The organism is Eubacterium sp. An3, assembly GCF_002159465.1.
Taxonomy (GTDB): Bacteria; Bacillota; Clostridia; order Lachnospirales; family Lachnospiraceae; genus Anaerobutyricum; species Anaerobutyricum stercoris.
Map to the genome: position 1 here is coordinate 1 of NZ_NFIR01000107.1, position 705 is coordinate 705.

The 705-nt window shown below is 55.9% G+C and carries 2 rRNA genes; both read left to right on the top strand.

The window, feature by feature from the left end:
• Positions 1-519 (top strand): 16S ribosomal RNA (locus B5F87_RS20555); the annotation flags it as partial.
• Between the two features lie 66 nt (positions 520-585).
• Positions 586-703: ribosomal RNA gene (gene rrf, locus B5F87_RS20560) — 5S ribosomal RNA — on the top strand.
• The last annotated feature ends 2 nt before the right edge of the window (positions 704-705 follow it).

Genomic DNA, 705 nt, shown 5'->3' on the forward strand with positions numbered 1-705 from the left:
TTTCCTTCGGGACAGAAGAGACAGGTGGTGCATGGTTGTCGTCAGCTCGTGTCGTGAGATGTTGGGTTAAGTCCCGCAACGAGCGCAACCCCTATCTTCAGTAGCCAGCGGTCCGGCCGGGCACTCTGGAGAGACTGCCAGGGATAACCTGGAGGAAGGTGGGGACGACGTCAAATCATCATGCCCCTTATGATCTGGGCGACACACGTGCTACAATGGCGGTTACAGAGTGAGGCGAACCCGCGAGGGGGAGCGAACCACAAAAAGGCCGTCCCAGTTCGGACTGTAGTCTGCAACCCGACTACACGAAGCTGGAATCGCTAGTAATCGCGAATCAGAATGTCGCGGTGAATACGTTCCCGGGTCTTGTACACACCGCCCGTCACACCATGGGAGTCGGAAATGCCCGAAGCCAGTGACCCAACCATCAGGAGGGAGCTGTCGAAGGTGGAGCCGGTAACTGGGGTGAAGTCGTAACAAGGTAGCCGTATCGGAAGGTGCGGCTGGATCACCTCCTTTCTAAGGAAGAACAAGTAGAGGTTAGTTTTGTTATTCAGTTATCAATGAAAAGTTGATACTGAAATTTCCGGTGGCGATGCGCCCAGGGGACACACCCGTACCCATCCCGAACACGATGGTTAAGACCTGGACGGCCGATGGTACTATGCTGGAGACGGCATGGGAGAGCAGGTGGCTGCCGGGGAA